Source organism: Cupriavidus sp. 01L415 (assembly GCF_056400065.1).
Window position 1 is genome coordinate 24,166 of sequence record NZ_JBFTSP010000009.1, and the last position, 17,174, is coordinate 41,339.

Here is a 17,174-nt window from a genome sequence, read left to right on the forward strand (position 1 = left end):
TCCCTCCCAACAGTCAGGCGTAGCAGCGGAGCTTCCAGGAAAATTCCTGCAGCGCACGGATTCCGCTTTGGTCGGCGCGCCGGCACCAATCTTCCAGCCTTTGGATCAGTTGCTCCTCCGAGATGGCGGAGCGGCTCCACAACGCGGTAAGGTCTTGGCGCATCGCGTAGACGGTGCGCAGCAACGCGCTGGCATGGAGGGCCCGCTGCAGGTTTGCGCGCTCACGCGCCTGTAGCACCCCCGCCTCCCTTTGCAGCCAGTGCTTGAGCGCTTCCTTTGCATTGGCCTCATTCAGACCCGGGAGCGCACCCGCCAGCAGGGTACGGGTTTCCTCCAGCACGATTTGCTGCAGGGTGTTGGCGAAATTAGCCAGTACGTGGTAGCGGCGAATAGTGATGGCCTGCAGGGTCTGCGCGTCGCAGCCTGCCCTGGCCGGCTTGAAGCGGATCTTTGGCGCAACCCTGCGTACCTTGGCAAGACGGAGCATCACCAGCAATCGGATGTACCCCCAACCAAGGTCAAGTTCCCACCACTTGCTGGACAGCTTAGCTGAGGTGACGTAGGCATGGTGGTTGTTATGCAGTTCCTCGCCGCCGATCAGAATGCCCCACGGCACGATATTCGTGGACGAGTCATTTGGCGCGTACGTGCGGTAACCCCAGTAGTGGCCAATGCCATTGATCACACCCGCGGCGAAGAACGGGACCCACAGCATTTGCACGGCCCAGATGCTCAGTCCGATCGGGCTGAACAGCATCAGGTCGATCACCAGCATGATGCCTATCCCCAGCCCGACGTGCTTCGCATAAAGATTGCGCTCAATCCAGTCGTCCGGGGTGCCGTGCCCATACTTCTCCAGCGTTGCCGCGTTCCGGGCCTCGCTGCGATAGAGCTCTGCACCTTCCAACAGCACTCGCCTGATGCCATAGAACTGCGGGCTGTGCGGGTCTTCCCGGGTTTCGCACTTGGCGTGGTGCTTGCGATGGATCGCCACCCACTCCCTAGTCACCATCCCGGTGGTCAGCCACAGCCAAAAGCGCAGGAAGTGGCTGGCGATGGGATGCAGATCAAGGGCGCGGTGGGCCTGGTGACGGTGCAGGAAGATCGTGACCGACGCGATGGTAACGTGGGTCAAGCCCAGCGTCACAAGCGCGTAACCCCACCAGGGGAGACTAAGCAGGCCAAAGTGCATCGCCGGCTCCTTCGCACGATCAGAATGCGTAAGAGACAGATACCCCGAATAGCAAGGCGTTTCGGTACGCTGGCGAACACGCCCGATTTCGCCGCAAGGCCGGCAAAATATCAAACGGTAACTGTGGCAAGCCGGTGCTAGATATCTATCACGGTCAGCTGATGGCGACAGCGCCATTCGGCGCAAATCCACAGTTTTTCAGGCGAGGATCTACCAGCCAAAGCGGTAGTCTCTGGCCGGATGCAGTTGCCATCTCCCGTCCCCGGGCAGCTCCAGAACCTGGTGATGATATTTAAGGAGTGTGGGTCGATGACTGACGCTGACAAGCGTCGTCGGCATGCCGGCTAATCGCAAGTATAGATCTTCCTCGTTGCCAATATCCAGGGCGCTAGTAGCCTCGTCCAGCATGGCATATCGCGGCTTTGCGAGCAGTACACGCCCGATCGTGAGGCGCTGTTGCTCTCCAATGGACAACACTTTGCCCCAATCCAGCTCCGCGTCCAACCCGCCAAATCTGCCGACAATATCCGGCAGGTTGACCATCTCCAACAGCAGCAGGAGTTCCTCGTCGGATACTTCCCTGTCATTGTTATTCGGATAAAGCAGTTGGTTGCGCAGGCTCCCGACCACCATGTAAGGGTGTTGCGGCAAGAACAACATTTCGTCCGGCTTGGGCCGCATGATGCATCCCGTGCCGCAGTTCCACAAGCCGGCGATTGCGCGCATCAGAGAACTCTTCCCACCTCCGCTGGCACCGACAATGAGCAGCCCCTCTCCCGGGTTAATCGACACAGTCAGGTCTTTGACCAGCGTCCTCTCATGATTCGGCGTCTGCAAGGTAACATGTGCTAGCGCCAGGCGGGAGTCCTGCATGGCTTTGATCGTGCCCCCTGCATTCGAGGAGGCTGCCGCCTTCCTGGTCAGGGAGATGGAGAATGTGTCCAGCCGGTCGAGCCCCGCCACAAATCGGCTCAGGTTTTCAAAGTTGTCAACGATCACGGCCAATGCGCTCAGTATGGCCGCAAACGCGCCGGCAGCCTGGATGGCACGACCGACTTCGAGCTCGCCCGAAAGAACGCGCGAAGCGACAATGGCGCTGGGCAGCATGATGGTCAGGAAGCCATAGCCATACTGAAACAAATTTAGATTCAGCTGCCAGTTGATGAGTTTGTTGAAGTTGCGGAAGGCCTGTTCAAAACGCCCCCGCACATGAAAAGACTCCTGAGCTTCACCCCGATAGAACGCAATAGACTCAGCGTTCTCACGAACCCGGATCAGGCTGAATCGAAAATCCGCCTCCCGCTTTAACTGATAAAAATTCAGACCAATCAGAACTCGCCCGAAGAAATATATCGATATCGAGGTGCCAGCGACGGCGTAGAGAACAAGAAAGAGGACAAGCGACCTGGAGATCGACCACAGGACGTTGCTAAACGCAATGAGTTGCAGCAGTGCACCCATACTGACCAAAAGAAAATATAGAGACTGCTGCGTAAATGTATTTATATCCTCCGTCATCCGCTGATCCGGATTGTCTATCGCAGCGTCTGAATTGAGTTTATAGAAAACCCTGTCCTTAAAATAGCCGTCCAAATAGTGATTGGTCAACCAGCGCCTCCAGCGAATGGCTAACTTATTTCTAATATAATAGTAAAACGCATAGATCGGCACTGCCACGATCAGAATAAAGATGCACTTTACTATGGAGGCCCAGAAGCGATCAGTATCCTTGGCCGCCAATGCCGATGTAAATTCCCCGGATTGCTCGTTGAACAGTACATTTGTTTCGGTTTGCCCCAACAGCAACAGTATCAACAAAACAAGCAAGCCAACTGCCGTCCATTTATCCCGGGAGAACCAGTAAGGCTTCGCAATGGCCCAGAATCGAGTCCACAGGTGACGGTTGGAAGCGCCAACGCTGTTCTCAGACGCCGGACTGCCGTGCGGCCTCGGATCGTTAACGACGCTCATTTCACGACTCTCGCAGAACAGACTGGGTTACATACTCATCACATTGATCCCGGCGCGGGCAACACCGCAGGATGGCAGAAGATCACTATTGAAATATAGGTCAGCAAGAAGGTGAGACGAAGGGAAGGCGTGGTGGGCAAGGAGGAGAGCCGCATGCACTGAGCGCCGGACCGGATCTGGCCACAATTAAATAAATATGACGGACTGTGCGCTGGCGGACGGCGCCCGGCTCAAGTGTGAACTATATATAAATGCGATGCGGTACTTGCTGCTGATTGGGCGCGCGGGAAATCCGCGTGCCGTTCTCGTCGGCAACGTTCCGTTATTTTTCTTCCGGATTAAGATGACCGGATTATTTGAGTGACTGCCTAGCCTCTTTGACTTGACCTTTATGCCGATATGAAGTGATTTTCTCCGGGGTTTCCGGGTATCGTGCCGGCGTCCTTGAAAAGGTGATGGAAATGCCAACAGATTATCCCTCTGCCGTTATCGTCATTTATCACGGCAGCCCCGACAATTGGTATTTTGCGGAGGTCGATCCGACGGCTTGCATCTGCCGACTTGGCCCGTTTGCCAGCGAAAATGCAATTCATGAAATCCTTTCTGTCATCTACCCTGCTAATCTACCCACGCAACCATCGACGTCCCCGGCAGCTACGACGATGTCACGATCCTGCACACAGCGAAAGGGGCCATTGATGTCCCAGTCGTCAGCACTTGCCCGACTGGAGAGGTAGGAGCGGACACATCCACTTCCTGGTGGAGACTTCTCTTCGGCCGGCACGCTCCCGCGCGTGACTCTCTTCGTGTACTACGATCGAATAACTAGAACCCATCAGGAAAGGGGACGGTCATGCAGCGACTAGCGGCCATCCCGCTGACCGGCTCGCAGGCAGATCAGTGTGCGAGGTGTCCCAGCCATTGCCCCTCAAGGCGCCGACAGGTCGGGCAACAAGCGATCGAACTCTCGCTTCACGACCGCGTAGCATTCGCATACTCGTTGTTCCAGGCCAATCCGGTTGAGTACAGCAATATGCCCATGACTGTACCGAATGAGCCCCGCAGCCTGGAGCTTCAAGGCGGCCTCGGTCACGCCGGAGCGCCGCACGCCGAGCATGTTGGCAATGAGTTCCTGCGTCATTGTCAGGTCGTTGGAGGGCAGCCGATCGATGCTCAGCAGCAGCCATCGGCACAATTGCTGGTCGATGGAGTGATGGCGGTTACATACCGCGGTTTGCGCCATCTGGGTAATGAGCGCCTGCGTATAGCGGAGCAACAGGCGCTGTAGAGCTCCCCCCCGCACGAACTCCTGCTTCAGGATCGCTGCGCTCAGGCGGTATGCATGCCCGGCGCTTTGCACGATGGCGCGGCTCGGGGTCGTTTCGCCCCCCATGAAAATTGCAATCCCAACCATCCCCTCATTGCCCACGATTGCAATCTCGGCCGAGGCCCCGTCTTCCATTACGTACAGCAGAGAAATGATCGAATCGGTCGGGAAATAGACGTAGCCCTGTCGATCGCCTGACTCGTACACGACATGGGCCAGCGGCAACTCAACCAGCGTCAGCTGTGGTGCGAGGTGCTCCCAGTCGACGGCCGGCAGCGCGGCGAGAAGGTGATTGGACTTCGGATCGTGCGTGACGCTCATGGCTGCATCTCACAGCTCGGAACAGGTTGATATCAGTGACTCCGGCCTTGCCCAAGGCTTGGCGCCCAGACCACGGGACGGTAGAGGATCACTTGGCTTTTTAAATATAGGTCGGCTGGTCGACTAGGCAAATCTGAGGAAAGAGTGAGGAGCGGCCCGGGCTGCCGGGGACTTCGATCGACGGAATGGTGCTGCACGCGCAGCAGCGGCAAGGTGCCTCGAACGTGACGGCGCGCAACATCCTCATGAGGATGCGGCTGTTTCCGATATCGACTGGACGACGGCACCTGCCTCGGCTCCATAGACCATGAGAAATGCCGTATCGACGCCATTGCGCAGCCCTGGGCCGTGCTGTCGGGCTGCGGATTTCGTTAATTGCAGGCGAATTTCATGCCGCCTTGATCTACTGTTCCTGCAGTACTGCTACAAGACCCGGGGTGCCGATGAAGATCGCGCAGATTGCACCACTTGCGGAGCGCTGCCCGCCCAGCCTGTATGGCGGGACGGAGCGGGTCGTTTCCTACCTGACCGAAGAACTGGTGCGGCAGGGCCACGACGTCACGCTGTTTGCAAGCGGGGACTCGGCCACGCGGGCCGAACTGGTACCGTGCTGCGACATGGCGCTGCGCCTGGATGCGCGCGTGCGCGATCCGTTGCCGTATTACGTGATGATGCTGGACCGCGTCATGGCGCGTGCCAGCAATTTTGACGTGCTGCATTTCCATATTGACATGGTGCATTTCCCATTGCTTCGACGCATGCCGGTGCGGACCGTGACCACCTTGCATGGCCGCCTGGATTTGCCTGATCTGCAGCCGTTCTACGCGCGCTTCCCGCATTTCCCACTGGTGTCGGTCTCTACCGCGCAGCGAGCGCCGATGCCGCCGGTGAACTGGGCCGGCACCGTGCACCACGGCCTGCCAGCGAACGTGCTGGCCGGTTGCGCCAATCCACGCGGCGACTACTTGGCGTTTCTTGGCCGGATTTCGCCGGAGAAGCGTCCCGATCATGCCATCGAGATTGCAGCGCGTGCCGGGCTGCCGCTAAAGATTGCCGCCAAGGTCGACAAGGTCGACCACGACTACTGGGAGGACACCATCCGCCCGCTGGTGGAGGTGCACTCGGATGTCGAATACATCGGCGAGATCGCCGAGCATGAAAAAGCCGCCTTCCTTGGTAATGCGCGCGCGCTGCTGTTTCCCATCGACTGGCCGGAACCGTTCGGGCTGGTGATGATAGAGGCAATGGCGTGCAGCACGCCGGTGATCGCGTTCGCATGTGGCTCGGTGCCGGAAGTGATCGAGCATGGGGTCAGCGGCTATATCGTGCACGGCATCGATGAAGCGGTGGCGGCAGTGCATCGCGCGGCCACACTGCCGCGCGCCGCCGTGCGCGCAGCCTTCGAAGTACGCTTTACCGTCGAGCGGATGGCGCGCGAGTACGTGCGCATCTACCAGAGCCTGGTCGATCCCGGCGACGTAGACGCGTCGGAAAGCGAGTCCGGCGTGACGCTCGCATGAGCGGAGGAATTTTATCCATGCCTACTGACCCCAATGCACTACCCGCCAGCCCGGGGCTGGTCGCCGGTGCCAACCATGTCGCGCAGTTCTATATCCCGGCGGCGGCGTCGCTGCAGGAGCGGCGCCCGCGCACGCTCAAGCACGGCGACACCTTCGCGCTGTTCGACCACAACGGCGATGCCATCGGCGCACCTGGCAGCCCCGAAGGGCTATTTCATTTCGATACCCGGCATCTGTCCTACCTGCGGTTGACCATCGATGGCGCGCGTCCGATGCTGCTGTCGTCCACGCTGCGCGACGACAACGCCGCGCTTACCTGCGACTTGACCAACCCAGACCTGTTCGATGATGACGGCAAGCTGCGGCTAGAGCATGACCTGGTCCACCTGCGCAGGTCACGCTTCCTGTGGAACGGCGCCTGCTATGAGCGGCTGCGCGTGCGCAACTATGACGACTTGCCGCGGCGCGTGCGCGTGGACATTGCTTTTGATGCCGACTTTGCCGACCTGTTCGAAGTGCGCGGCACACAGCGGCTGCGGCGCGGCACTATGCATGCGCCGGATGTCACGCACGCCGCGGTCACGCTCAGCTATACCGGGCTGGACCAAGTGCGGCGCGAAACCCGGCTGAGCTTCGACCCGCCGCCCGAGCAACTGGGCGGCAACGTGGCGAGTTTCACCCTAGTGCTCGAACCGTCGTGCTCGCAGGTGCTTCGTATGGAAATCCGCTGCAAATCTGTGCAACGCGAGACCGAGGAGACGCAATCTTTCCTTCGCGCACTGCTCCAGTCGCGGCGTGAGCTGCGGCAGGCGACCCGCCGCGCGGCGTCCATCACAACCTCCAACGAACTCTTCAATGAAATGGCGCGGCGCAGCGTATCTGACCTGTACATGCTGCTGACCAACACCGTGCACGGGCCCTACCCGTACGCCGGCATTCCGTGGTTCAGCACGGTGTTCGGGCGCGATGCGCTGATTACAGCGTTGCAGACGCTTTGGCTGGACCCGGAGATCGCCCGCGGCGTGCTGCAATACCTTGCCGCGATGCAGGCGGAAGCGGTCGATTCGAAGGCCGATGCCGAGCCGGGCAAGATCCTGCACGAAATGCGCCATGGCGAAATGGCACGGTTGGGTGAAGTGCCGTTCGGCCTCTATTACGGCAGCGTGGATGCCACGCCGCTGTTCGTGCTGCTGGCCGGCGCCTACCTGCGGCGCACCGGCGATGTCGAGACCATCCGCACGCTGTGGCCGAACATCCAGGCCGCGTTAGGCTGGATCAGCAACTATGGCGACCGCGATGGCGACCTGTTTGTAGAGTATGGCCGGCAGTCGCCGGAAGGCCTGATCAACCAGGGCTGGAAAGACAGCCGCGATTCGGTCTTCCACGAGGACGGGCGGCTCGCCCCCGGCCCGATTGCGCTGGCCGAGGTGCAGGCCTACACCTATGGCGCCTGGCAGGCCGCTGCGTCGATCCGCGCTGCGCTGGACGACAGCGAGGGCGCGGCGGCGTACGCGGCCAAGGCTGAGGTGCTGCGCGACGCGTTCGACGCACGCTTCTATGATGCAGCGCTGGGCACCTACGTGCTAGCGCTGGACGGCGACAAGCGACCCTGCCGCATACGCGCGTCCAATGCGGGCCACGCGCTCTTTGCCGGCATCGCGCTGCCAGAGCGCGCGCCCTCGGTGGTGGCCGCGCTGATGGAAAGTACCTCATTCTGCGGCTGGGGCATCCGTACCGTGTCCGCCGATGCGGCACGCTTCAACCCGATGAGTTACCACAACGGCTCGGTATGGCCGCACGACAACGCACTGATCGCCGCCGGCATGGCGCGGTACGGCTACCATCCGGAAGCCAGCCGCATCTTCGAGGGCCTGTTCGCGGCCACCAGCTATATCGACCTGCGCCGCCTGCCCGAGCTGTTCTGCGGGTTCTCGCGCCAGCGCAGCCAAGGCCCGACGTTCTATCCGGTGGCCTGCTCGCCGCAAGCCTGGGCAGCGGCCGCTCCGCTTCTGCTGTTGCAGGCTTGCCTGGGGCTGGACTTCGACACCCGCGAGCCCGCGATCACTTTCGAGAACCCATCGCTGCCGCCCTTCCTCGACGAGGTGCTGTTCCGTAACCTTGCGGTCGGTGGCGGCAGCGCCGACGTGGCGGTGCGCCGTTCCGGCGAGCGTGTGGTGGTCGACGTGCTGGACCGCCAGGGACCAGTCCAGATAGTCACTCGGAACTGGGGTCCCCTTAATCCCCGTCCAATTTACCGGGGTAGCTGCCCCTAGCATCCATGCGGGTCTGCGGGTGGGTGCCGAGAAAACATCGCAATAAATCAATAGGTTGCTGTTTGCCGTTTTCGATCGCGCCGACGGCTATAAACAGCACGTTTTCGGCACGTTGCTTCCCAGTCTCATTACCTCTACGCCGGGCAGCCGTAATTTGCCGACTAAACCAGCGTCGAAGCGACGCCGTATTCTGCCCGACTGATCAGCCTGGAAACGCCGTTGCACCGTACCGGTGGTATCTCGCAGGCGCTCCCCGACGGCATCCGCTTCCCCTGTACCAACGGCCAGGCTAGCGTCTCTCTGGATGGCGCCGAGCACACGCTGGTAGTCCTGCTCTAGTGCCCTGCCCACCCGTGTCCGAGTCGGCAGTTCCCGGCACCGGACAGGCGCGCGCCGGGAATGCGTGCATAAGAAGAACAGATACAGAAGTACAGAAGTAAGCCTTGCTGTCGCCAATGACGGCCCCTGGCAAGTCCTCATGAGGATTCGCACGGCGCCAACCATCGGAACAGCCACCGCGATCAGCACAATATTTACTGCCCCAGCGGCGGCAACGAGCAACGAGTACTTCAGCGAATCCCTCGAATCGGTGTTCAGGATTCCATGGCATGGCCATCGACAACGCGATCCGCTAGAACAGGCTGCCCTCCGCCCGGCTGAATCAGCGGAAGGCATGTTTTCTCAGAACCAGGAGCGCATCATGTCAATTGGACTCTTACTGTTGATTGTCTTGGCTATCTTCCTCGTTGGGGCAATTCCCACCTGGTCGTACAGCAGCGGATGGGGCTACGCGCCATCAGGCACACTCGTGCTTTTGGTTGTGGTCCTTGTCTTGTTGCTGCTAGGCAGACTCTGAGGGGGGCGTCGGGAACATCCCGGACGACTGCCGCCACTGCAAGGCAGGCTCATGGCCGGCTTCCTGAATCGCTGAAGTCCAATCAGAGGAGCACGCGCAACCGGGCACGCGCTCGGTGACAACCTGGTTGCCACCTGTTATCCCGCAGCCGGGTTGCCTCAGTTTCCGGCCCGCAACACCAATGAAGAGGGATACCTTATGAACAAGGACCAAGTGCAGGGCCGGGTCACAGAGGCCGCCGGGAAAGTCAAGGAAGCCTTCGGCAAGATGACTGGAAACAAGGAAACGCAGTTGCGGGAACCCTGAAGAAGGACCTTGGCAAGCAGCGTACGGCGACGTCAAGGCGGATATCAAGAAGGCGGGGTAACAGAATATGGAGAGAGCGAGTACCCGAGCCAATGCACCGCCGGCGGGATGGCAAAGGCGGCCAGCCAACTGGCGGCCTTTGCCCCTTCGGCCCTTGCTCGTTATGTGCCGGCATCAGGAGACACCCATGTTGGAGACGATGCTTAATCAGTTCCCTCCCTTGGAGCAGGAGGCTTTCCGCGAGACATGTCTGCGTAACGGGGTCGCACCCGACGGATTTACCGTGACAGCCGTTAAAGACGCTACAGGCACTGTGCCCGCACGCGGGCGCAGCATCTCGGTACGCCTCGGCAGGGAAGTCCGCCAGTACGACGGAAACCAGACTGCGCGCAATGGACCGGCGATTTCGAGGACGACCTGAGATCGCGCGTGTTCGGCTGAAGCTTTACTTCCCTGCCGCCGGTCAGCACGGCACCCGCCATGCCTCCAACGCCAGCACCCACTACGGTGTTGGTGTCTCGCCGGCTCATGCCGCCACATGCGACTATGTCAAGTGCGGCGATAAGGCTTCGGGCGCACCGGCCAGTCTCCGGAAGGACGTCGCCCCCCGCTCTTAAAGCGCGGCGATGACGCTTTAAAGCAACCCTTCAATCACAACCACCCATTGCCCGCTTCTCGACATCTGTCTAGACTCAGGCTAGGAGCCCGTGAGGTCCTTAGCTGCACGATGATCCCCCTCCACGCGATAGCGCCCGCACTTCGTACCCGTTCTCCACGATTGAGGTAACCATGCGCCTACATGAGTTCATGCGAGCCAATATCGAAGCGATACTGACGATCTGGGAACACGAGTTCAACCATGGCGCCTCAACTGGCAGCACAATGGACTTCGGGCCGCGTCGGGCGCTCACTCGCAAGATCCTTCTTGAAATTGCCTCGGAGCTCGAGACAGGCAGCGCAGCGACATTCGGCACCCTGCTTCAGCCCCCGCACGACGAAGCTAGGTCCGCATCCAACCACGGGGACCAGCGACTTGCGATTGGCTACACCTTGCAGCAACTGCAATCCGAGTATCGAATCCTTCGACATGTAGTAGTAAGCGAGTGGATAAAGGTGCGACGGTCTTGGTTGATCCAGGAGATCATGGATATGGCAACCTTCAATGCTGCGCTGGATCGAGCATTGGGTGCGTCCACAAGCGCATATGTCGCTGGTCTCGATCGCTCTCGAGACCTGTTCGTCGGCGTGCTCGGCCACGATTTGCGCGGCCCCATCAACGCAGCTCTCATGAGCATATTCCTCCTCGGCAGAGATCCAAATCTCAACGAGCAATCCAGGGCCGCACTTTCGCGATCAGAAAGGTCCGTCATGCAGATGAATGACTTGGTTTCGGAGTTGCTGGATTTCGTGAGCGCCCATTTCGGGTTGCACCGTCAGATTTCATTCGCCGAAGTATCCATGACGAAGATTTGCGAAGAGGCGATCGGCGACGCCCAAACAATCTACCCGACCAGGAAGTTCGTCGCGACATTTGCCGAAGATACAGCCGGCCGATGGGATGCCCATCGCGTGAGGCAGGCCGTGTACAACCTCCTCCGAAATGCCAACGAGCACGGCGATGCGGCCGCACCCGTAACCATTACAACACATAGCGACAAGGATTCGGTGACAGTAGAGGTCCATAATCAAGGAAACCCGATTCCCCCACTCTCGCTTGCTCGCGTGTTTGACCCCTTCATACAAGCCTCATCGGGCGAAATCAACATGCAGCCGCAGGGCAGCATTGGCTTAGGGCTGTTTATCGTTCGTGATGTTGCAACGATGCACGATGGACGCGTGTCAGTGGATTCAACAGTCAAAAATGGGACTGTCTTTAGCATTAAGTTGCCGCGAAACCCTAAGGGTCCCGTCCCCGTGGCATAGAAGTTGCGCTTGTCCACTACACGAAGATGTCCGGGGACGAAAATGCGAGTACTGATTGCCGAGGACAATCAAGAGGAACGTGAATCGCTGACAGCCCTAGCCGTCTCATTTGGCCACGAGGTTGTGGCGTTCCGCGATGGACTCGAAGCGCTCGAGGCGCTGGAACTATTCGACGCGGATTTATTGATCGTGGATCTCGAAATGCCACGAATGGGAGGCATGGAACTCGCACTCCATCTGCAGGCTCGCCACCCCCATTCCAAATGGACGTTGGTGGCCTATAGCGGCCGCTCGACCTTGTGGCACGCTGCAGTACTGACGTCTGGCTTCACGCATTGTTTTCAAAAGCCCTACGATCTCCCCGCAATTATTGCAATGCTGGGTAAATCCGTTTGAAAGCAGGCGCGAGAAATCATAAGTTCGTGTATTCGACATCCAAACAAACTGCATCCTTTCCGACTCGCAATGATCTTACCCGTCGGACTCTATTTACTACTAGTCGGGGAAGAACTGGATTTGCCCCCGTGTCTCCGGACACGGTCACACCCTTAGGTTGATAAGGCCATCGCACCCCTGAACTCGCGCGGAGAGCGGTAATTCAGGGCGCTATGGGGGTGCTGCTCGTTGTAGTGTATATGAACGCCTCCCGGCTTGAGCAAGCTTCCGCGTGATCTGACAAGCAAGGTCGGCTGCAGCTGTATATCCGGCCTCATGCAGCTAAGGCTACCGCTGCGGGCCACTATGAAATCCGCTGACTCGTGCCTCATTGCTCAAACGAGCTCGAAGCTCACATTACAACCCAGGTTTCACGAGTTCCGGTCCTACCTGTCTTGTCATTCCACTCGAAACGCCTGCGCAACCTTCCAACATTGAACTCTTCCAAAACAAGTCGCTACGCCGGCCCACCGGAGCATACTGATGCCGTGCCGGCATCCCTCCGGCTGTATGGCTGCTGATGTGCCAATATCGCCCAGATAGTCCGCGCCATCTTGTTCGCCAGCGCGACTACGACTACATTCAACGGTCGTCTCTTCTTGAGTTGCTCAGCCCATGAACCGATGTCTCTGGCATTCGCCAGAACGCATCGCGCTCCATGGGTCAGTAGCGTACGCAAGTAGGTGTCGCCTCTCTTACTGATTCCGAACAAGCTAACCTTTCCACCTGAGCCGCGTTGCCGCGGTACCAATCCCAGAAAGGCTGCAAACTCGCGGCCGGATCGAAATGCCTTCGCATCACCCATTGTCGCAACAGCAGCCGTAGCGGTCAGCAATCCAACACCAGGTATTTCTGCAATTGCTGTACATGCTTCATCTTGTTTCATCCATACCTTGAGTCGCTGCTCGATCCGCGCGATTTGCTCGTCCATCTTTCTGAGTTCGCCCCAACGATCACGCAAAGTGTCAACCAGCATGGCCGGCAACCGTTCAGTGAGCCTCTGCAGCACTCCTGGCATCGCTTTGTCCAGTGATGTACGGCTTCTACTCATTACCTCGCCGTACTCGGCCAGCAGGCCACGCAGTCCATTAATCTGCATCGTGCGCATTTTTACGAGTTGCTGTCGCATGCGGTGCATGGCCAACACCGCCTGTTGAGCCTCCGTCTTGACGGCCACAGGTTTGCAAGGCTGCTGCACCGCTAGCCAGATTGCTCGTGCGTCCGCCGCATCACTCTTGTTGCCGATGTTGAAGGCTTTGACGAATTTAGCGGGCATTAGTCTGACCTCATGTCCAAGCTTTGTCAGTTCTCGAGCCCAGTGCTGGGCACCCCCACACGCCTCCATACCGATGAGGCATGGCGCGTGGTTCGTGAAATACTCGAGAAACGCGCCACGTTTGAGGGCCCTATTCACGATCTCGCCCGTCTCTGCGTCGACGAGATGGACCCGGGATGAAATTCGCCAATTGCTCCGGCTTGACGTCAACGCCCGTTGATACGCAGGCAACCATCAGGCCGCACACCGCAATCATTACGTGAACCCGGTTCATGTCGTCACCGCCCTGCTTCCTGGGCCGTGACTGAAAGCGTGCCAATCGCCGTGGCGCGAGTCTGGCTGGGCAATGGGCACAACAGCACACCCCGTACATGAAGGATAGAACTTTGCCGCGCGGCCAGCATTGGAGACCTGTTGGCACGCCGATCACTCTCCTTGCCCCCAAGCCCTTGCGGCCACCTCTAGAAGTGCCCGTTGAAGCGCCCAAAAGCGCCGCGACTTTCATCGACCACCGTTTGCTGTAACCGAGCCTTCTCGGCCGGCGGGCGTGTCAGTCCATCCTCGATCAAGGCTGCTTGGAGTTTCGCCGCCAACTGGACTACAAGCTGCCATGGAACAGTGGCTGGCTCATCGCCGTGCCAGCCGCAATCCGCCGTACGATTTTTGGCGTTGTACGCGTTACGCGAACATGCACAAATTTTCCAGTGGTCGGTGCACCCGAATTAAAGTGCTGCAAGCCATTTCAACTACGTACTGCGCGTACATGGCAAGCGTGCGGCTGGGGCAAATCCGCCAGCCTCAGTGGCCGCCCCGCGGTACCGGAATGACACCCAATTTACATGCCTATTGCGATAAGTCTTCCTATTAGTCTGGCTGTTCCCAAGGCGCGGCTGACGACCACCAGAATCCATGAGTACTCAACGCTGCTGATCGAGGCGGCAAATGAACTGGCTCAGCTAAACAATATGGCCGGCTTCCCTTCTCGGCCACCGCTCTGCAAGGGATGAGGCAAGGCGAGACGAGCGTCTCCAGCCCAGCCAACAACGTCCGCATCGGCCGAGCACTTGCAAGCCGACAGGAAGGCTAGGACGACCGCTGTAGCCTGGGGATTCAACCGGTCAACTCAACGGATTGATGGAATCGTTCAGCCGGTGTATCGAAATCTAGTGTCTTTCGGGGGCGCTCATTGAGCTGCCTCGCTGCGGCATTGAGCTTGGCTCGCGAATAGGCAAGGCGATCGGTCCCCTTGCGGGCCCATTCGCGGGCCAAGGCGCGATCGATCCACACGCATGGCGTATGGCTTCAGGGATGACCGCTACAATCCCCCCAAAAACCTGGCCACCTGCCCTCGAGATCGGCGATGAACTCGATAAAAGCTAGTCGCCAAGGCGGCGTGGGGCAGTGCCAGGACGTACTGAACTCAGGTTTCCGCTTCCAAAGTACGCGGCTCCTCGACGCCCTACTGTCAACGCAACTGCAACTCGCGACTTAACCTGTCCCGCAGGCGCGGCAGATTTGCCACCCAGCCCCTTCTGATCACCTCGACGGAAGCTAGTTGTTCGGCCGGATGCGTGGCGAAGTACCGCTCGCTAGCTACCATCAGGCGCGTGGCTTCATGCGGAAACCGAGACTGGACCACCATAGCGGCCAGCCGGAACACGTTCGCCTCGCGCTGGTCCGTCGCGACGAGATTCGCCTCTCGAGCCACGGCAGCACAGCGTTTTAGCAGCGCATCTTCAACCTCGCGGGCGCCCATGGATGCCCCCGACGCGAAGTTCTTCCTCTGCAGCAGTTTCTCTGTTGGCTTGGCCAATGCGATTGAGCAAGTATTTCGTCTGCTGTCGCTGGCAAGCTGTAATCTCGCTCGCCACGAGGAGGCTGCCATTGATCTGCCGCAGTTCCATCGTCGGCTTCCCTCTAACCTGCAAGCAAGGGCGCTTGTGCACGAACATCCTAATCCTATGTTCTATCAGACTAGGATGTCGCCGCTGAGCGTGGAGATAGCGCATTCGCCCAATCCGATGACTTGGCAGCCTCCGGAGTTCGGGTACACGATGGACTCGTGATGTCTTGCGCGTGGCGGTGCCCGAGGAATTCGACCGCGTGGAGCGTGACCTGGCGCGCGTGTCGGCCAACAAGCTGATCCCCGATACGGAAGTGAAAACCTCGCTGGTACGCGGCTTCCCCCCGATGCCGCGCAACGCAGCTTCGGACCAGCTAGCGGCCAAGGCGCAAGCCATCTACAGCGAAATCGGACGCAAGCTCACCCTTGAGGGTAGCGGAGGCGCCGCCGATTCGAGCCTGTCCGCTGGCGTCGGCACACCGACGCTCGATGGTTTCGGCGTCGTCGGTGGCGGCATTCATACGCCCGAGGAATACGCTGAGGTCGACAGCGTGGTGCCTCGGCTCTATCTGCTGTCGCGGATGATCATGGAGCTGGGCGGAACCAAGTAGATGCTTCGCGGGGTGCTGCACATGGAGCAGCGGCTTCGGCAAAACAGATTCGATCCAGGGAAGGCAAATGGCCGAGAGAGAGGCCGCGTTGCGCCGGTCGGCGCCCTCACCTTGCATTGCTGAAGCCGGCCAGAAGCAGCCAGTCAATGCTACCTTTCAACCAGAGAATATCCTTGACACGCCCATACGTTGGGCGTGTAACTATTGACCCGGCAATCAAAGAGATAATGAGTTGCCATTGACACTTCACCCCCCCGGGCTGAATGCGAGCGACAGCGCGGGGGCGGTTCTCTCGGCGTTATCCGCCTACAATGCCCCACGCGCAAATTGGTCAAAATTCCATTTGTCTATATCGAAGGTGACAAGGTTGTTTTCGTCTCCATTCAACATCCCCACCGCGGAGCGCCCGCCCGATATCCGGCGCAACTCCTCGCTCGAGAGTGAACGAATCGTCGTGGTTGGCTTGCCTTGCTGCTCGATGTCGAGCGGCTGCAAGTCCTTGATCGTCATTGTGCTCATGGCTTCTCCTAGCTGTGAATTAACGAGTGTGGTTTCAATCGAGCATGTTGCAGTGCTCGATTGAACAGATGCATGGAGCGTGCCGGTTGCGGAGAATGGCCAGAGGCCTGCCGAGGTGGCCGCGCAAATGCCGGGTTTCCGGGCGGGAAGGTCGGTATGACCGCGGCGTGGCGAAACGCAATGCGGCGTGGAGTGTTGGAAGGCATCCGGCAGTGCCCACGAACCTGTGTAGTGCTACCCAACACCTACAAGCGGCGCAACTAATGCAGGACCCGGCGCACCGTGACGCGGCTGACTAGGCGGAGGCCCTGCTTCTCTCCACGGGCCGCATGAGCGCGCGCCCGGGCCTATTGGAGCGCCATCCGCCTCGAACCGCACCACGCTCCCAGCGGATGGCCACTTTCCGCGAAATGCCGATCCAGCGGGTGCTCCTTTCAGGGGTGTCGCACTAGAATGTACAGGCGCGGTGCCCGCGTGAATGCACTCTGTGGTGGAGGCGCGGCGCACGTATCGAGTTCATTCGTACTGGAGAATGAGAATGCCGACCTATCAATATCGTTGCCAGGATTGCGGTGAAAAATTCGAACACGCGGAGCATGTCGCAGAACACGCGACCGTCCAGTTAAAATGCCCCAAATGTGGGAGCGATAAGGTGCAGCATGCGCCTACGCCGTTCGTCGCCAAAACTTCAAGAAAGAGCTGAACGGTCATTCCCTGCTCACATGGGCGAAAGGATCATTGCCGCCCGCATCGGCCCGCCCCTCGGCAATACCGATCTGTACAGCGGTGGGGCCCGCTTGG

General features: G+C 59.4%; 14 protein-coding genes and 2 pseudogenes. 9 read left to right on the forward strand and 7 right to left on the reverse strand.

Annotated features, from left to right (window positions below; genetic code table 11):
* Positions 1–13: 13 nt before the first annotated feature.
* From AC1DOX_RS15855 to AC1DOX_RS15865, 3 genes are all read right to left on the reverse strand, one after another.
* Positions 14–1,192, reverse strand: coding sequence for a DesA family fatty acid desaturase (locus tag AC1DOX_RS15855; protein ID WP_441618347.1), 1,179 nt, complete (start codon positions 1,190–1,192; stop codon positions 14–16).
* A gap of 210 nt (positions 1,193–1,402) precedes the next feature.
* Entirely contained in the window at positions 1,403–3,163 is a 1,761-nt protein-coding gene (locus AC1DOX_RS15860; RefSeq protein WP_477101454.1) for an ABC transporter ATP-binding protein/permease, read from the reverse strand.
* Between the two features lie 928 nt (positions 3,164–4,091).
* Positions 4,092–4,811, reverse strand: coding sequence for a Crp/Fnr family transcriptional regulator (locus AC1DOX_RS15865; protein WP_441618351.1), 720 nt, complete (start codon positions 4,809–4,811; stop codon positions 4,092–4,094).
* A 443-nt stretch (positions 4,812–5,254) separates the two neighbouring features.
* On the opposite strand from AC1DOX_RS15865, the gene AC1DOX_RS15870 reads away from it, so the two are divergent.
* The 6 genes from AC1DOX_RS15870 to AC1DOX_RS15895 all read left to right on the forward strand — a co-directional run bounded on the left by AC1DOX_RS15870 (position 5,255) and on the right by AC1DOX_RS15895 (position 12,085).
* The gene (locus AC1DOX_RS15870) at positions 5,255–6,331 is read left to right on the forward strand and encodes a glycosyltransferase family 4 protein (protein WP_441618353.1); all 1,077 of its coding nucleotides are present in this window, start codon (positions 5,255–5,257) and stop codon (positions 6,329–6,331) included.
* Between the two features lie 17 nt (positions 6,332–6,348).
* Positions 6,349–8,604 (forward strand): amylo-alpha-1,6-glucosidase, encoded by a 2,256-nt coding sequence (locus AC1DOX_RS15875; protein WP_441618355.1) that lies wholly within the window; start codon positions 6,349–6,351, stop codon positions 8,602–8,604.
* Between the two features lie 478 nt (positions 8,605–9,082).
* Positions 9,083–9,460, forward strand: coding sequence for a DUF3309 domain-containing protein (locus tag AC1DOX_RS15880; protein WP_477101453.1), 378 nt, complete (start codon positions 9,083–9,085; stop codon positions 9,458–9,460).
* A 198-nt stretch (positions 9,461–9,658) separates the two neighbouring features.
* Complete coding sequence (locus AC1DOX_RS15885; RefSeq protein ID WP_441618359.1) at positions 9,659–9,766, forward strand: CsbD family protein; 108 nt, start codon at positions 9,659–9,661, stop codon at positions 9,764–9,766.
* A gap of 807 nt (positions 9,767–10,573) precedes the next feature.
* Positions 10,574–11,689, forward strand: coding sequence for a sensor histidine kinase (locus AC1DOX_RS15890; protein WP_441618361.1), 1,116 nt, complete (start codon positions 10,574–10,576; stop codon positions 11,687–11,689).
* 42 nt (positions 11,690–11,731) lie between these two features.
* Entirely contained in the window at positions 11,732–12,085 is a 354-nt protein-coding gene (locus tag AC1DOX_RS15895; RefSeq protein WP_441618363.1) for a response regulator, read from the forward strand.
* Between the two features lie 496 nt (positions 12,086–12,581).
* Here AC1DOX_RS15895 and AC1DOX_RS15900 read toward each other — a convergent pair whose 3' ends face one another.
* The 3 genes and pseudogenes from AC1DOX_RS15900 to AC1DOX_RS15910 form a co-directional block, all read right to left on the reverse strand.
* Complete coding sequence (locus AC1DOX_RS15900) at positions 12,582–13,610, reverse strand: IS110 family RNA-guided transposase (protein WP_441618560.1); 1,029 nt, start codon at positions 13,608–13,610, stop codon at positions 12,582–12,584.
* Positions 13,611–14,510: 900 nt separating this feature from the next.
* A pseudogene (locus AC1DOX_RS15905) lies at positions 14,511–14,648 on the reverse strand (IS30 family transposase); the annotation flags it as partial.
* A gap of 217 nt (positions 14,649–14,865) precedes the next feature.
* Positions 14,866–15,156: a hypothetical protein gene (locus AC1DOX_RS15910; protein ID WP_441618365.1), complete on the reverse strand. Its 291-nt coding sequence runs from the start codon at positions 15,154–15,156 to the stop codon at positions 14,866–14,868.
* Here AC1DOX_RS15910 and AC1DOX_RS15915 point away from each other — a divergent pair.
* Together AC1DOX_RS15915 and AC1DOX_RS15920 are read left to right on the forward strand one after the other, a co-directional pair.
* A complete protein-coding gene (locus AC1DOX_RS15915) occupies positions 15,155–15,466 on the forward strand; it encodes a hypothetical protein (RefSeq protein ID WP_441618367.1) in 312 nt (103 codons plus the stop codon). The two genes, AC1DOX_RS15910 and AC1DOX_RS15915, sit on opposite strands and share 2 nt — an antisense overlap.
* A 4-nt stretch (positions 15,467–15,470) precedes the next feature.
* Positions 15,471–15,854 (forward strand): annotated as a pseudogene (locus AC1DOX_RS15920) (M20/M25/M40 family metallo-hydrolase); the annotation flags it as partial.
* A gap of 306 nt (positions 15,855–16,160) precedes the next feature.
* Here AC1DOX_RS15920 and AC1DOX_RS15925 read toward each other — a convergent pair.
* On the reverse strand, positions 16,161–16,373 hold the full coding sequence (locus AC1DOX_RS15925; protein WP_441618369.1) for a hypothetical protein: 213 nt from the start codon (positions 16,371–16,373) through the stop codon (positions 16,161–16,163).
* A gap of 538 nt (positions 16,374–16,911) precedes the next feature.
* Here AC1DOX_RS15925 and AC1DOX_RS15930 point away from each other — a divergent pair.
* A complete protein-coding gene (locus AC1DOX_RS15930; protein ID WP_092139857.1) occupies positions 16,912–17,076 on the forward strand; it encodes an FmdB family zinc ribbon protein in 165 nt (54 codons plus the stop codon).
* Positions 17,077–17,174 lie beyond the last annotated feature (98 nt).

Coding starts and splice junctions, on each gene's coding strand:
- AC1DOX_RS15870 (WP_441618353.1), top strand. CDS start 5,255: ATGAAGATCGCGCAGATTGCACCACTTGCGGAGCGCTGCCCGCCCAGC.
- AC1DOX_RS15925 (WP_441618369.1), bottom strand. CDS start 16,373: ATGAGCACAATGACGATCAAGGACTTGCAGCCGCTCGACATCGAGCAG.
- AC1DOX_RS15855 (WP_441618347.1), bottom strand. CDS start 1,192: ATGCACTTTGGCCTGCTTAGTCTCCCCTGGTGGGGTTACGCGCTTGTG.
- AC1DOX_RS15875 (WP_441618355.1), top strand. CDS start 6,349: ATGCCTACTGACCCCAATGCACTACCCGCCAGCCCGGGGCTGGTCGCC.
- AC1DOX_RS15885 (WP_441618359.1), top strand. CDS start 9,659: ATGAACAAGGACCAAGTGCAGGGCCGGGTCACAGAGGCCGCCGGGAAA.
- AC1DOX_RS15915 (WP_441618367.1), top strand. CDS start 15,155: ATGGATGCCCCCGACGCGAAGTTCTTCCTCTGCAGCAGTTTCTCTGTT.
- AC1DOX_RS15910 (WP_441618365.1), bottom strand. CDS start 15,156: ATGGGCGCCCGCGAGGTTGAAGATGCGCTGCTAAAACGCTGTGCTGCC.
- AC1DOX_RS15880 (WP_477101453.1), top strand. CDS start 9,083: ATGAGGATTCGCACGGCGCCAACCATCGGAACAGCCACCGCGATCAGC.
- AC1DOX_RS15865 (WP_441618351.1), bottom strand. CDS start 4,811: ATGAGCGTCACGCACGATCCGAAGTCCAATCACCTTCTCGCCGCGCTG.
- AC1DOX_RS15895 (WP_441618363.1), top strand. CDS start 11,732: ATGCGAGTACTGATTGCCGAGGACAATCAAGAGGAACGTGAATCGCTG.
- AC1DOX_RS15930 (WP_092139857.1), top strand. CDS start 16,912: ATGCCGACCTATCAATATCGTTGCCAGGATTGCGGTGAAAAATTCGAA.
- AC1DOX_RS15860 (WP_477101454.1), bottom strand. CDS start 3,163: ATGAGCGTCGTTAACGATCCGAGGCCGCACGGCAGTCCGGCGTCTGAG.
- AC1DOX_RS15890 (WP_441618361.1), top strand. CDS start 10,574: ATGCGAGCCAATATCGAAGCGATACTGACGATCTGGGAACACGAGTTC.